This is a genomic window from Paraburkholderia tuberum STM678, assembly GCF_902833905.1.
GTDB classification, from domain to species: domain Bacteria; phylum Pseudomonadota; class Gammaproteobacteria; order Burkholderiales; family Burkholderiaceae; genus Paraburkholderia; species Paraburkholderia tuberum.
The window spans coordinates 1-763 of the sequence record NZ_CADFGP010000176.1 but is presented as its reverse complement, the minus strand read 5'-3'; the positions used below and the strand labels follow the sequence as shown (position 1 = coordinate 763).

Here is a 763-nt window from a genome sequence, read left to right as displayed (position 1 = left end):
ACACCTCTGGAATTCGTTTGGCAGACCCGTTTCTTTCAGAAATGGATAGTTGCGTCCATCCCACGGAACGCTGGCCCCTTCCGAACAAAGCTGGTCGGATGCAGCAAGCAACCTTCAAGTGCACCATCTCAATTGCCGTAGAAATCCGCAATACGCCTGAGTAGAAGTTGTGCCACCGGGTGTCGACAGATGCCTTTGTAGAGGCTTGCGCCGTATACTCCTAAAGGCGCACGTACGGTTCTTAGGGGGGGCGTGCCGCAGCAATGCGGTACGGCTACCCAAGGTCCATCGGGCTATCAAGCGCCGCATTCGTCCCATGCTGGGATTTAAGAGTTTTCGTTGCGCCCGCATCTTACTGGGTGGCATCGAAGTCATGCACATGATTAAAAAAGGGCAGATGATGTGCCGCCACAGCACCGCGCGGTCTGCAGCCAAGCAGTTCTACGAGTTGGCGGCATAAGCAGTACTCAAGATATAGCCTCTGCTTGGCCTCACCTCGTTATTGCGACAAAACCCGGACCGGTGCCGTGCTGCCTGTCTTCTTGATCGTATTGCTTGACATTATACCTTCCGCAAGAATTCGTTTCGCGAAGTCGCAGCCACGCGCCAAAATGTGCTGGCGAGTTCGAGAGCAATCTCGACTCAGGCAGAATGGAACCCGCAATTGCGCGTGATCCGACTCGCTGCGCCGAGAATGGCTTCAATCACGTCTCGTTGTTCGAGTTCGGGGCTGAAGTGCTTCGAGTAAGCGACGCTAATCGCG

1 pseudogene is annotated in these 763 nt (G+C 54.8%); it reads left to right on the top strand.

Annotation, left to right across the window (positions count from 1 at the left end):
• Window positions 1-286 precede the first annotated feature (286 nt).
• Window positions 287-460, top strand: a pseudogene (locus tag HWY30_RS40820) (IS6 family transposase); the annotation flags it as partial.
• Between the last annotated feature and the right edge of the window lie 303 nt (window positions 461-763).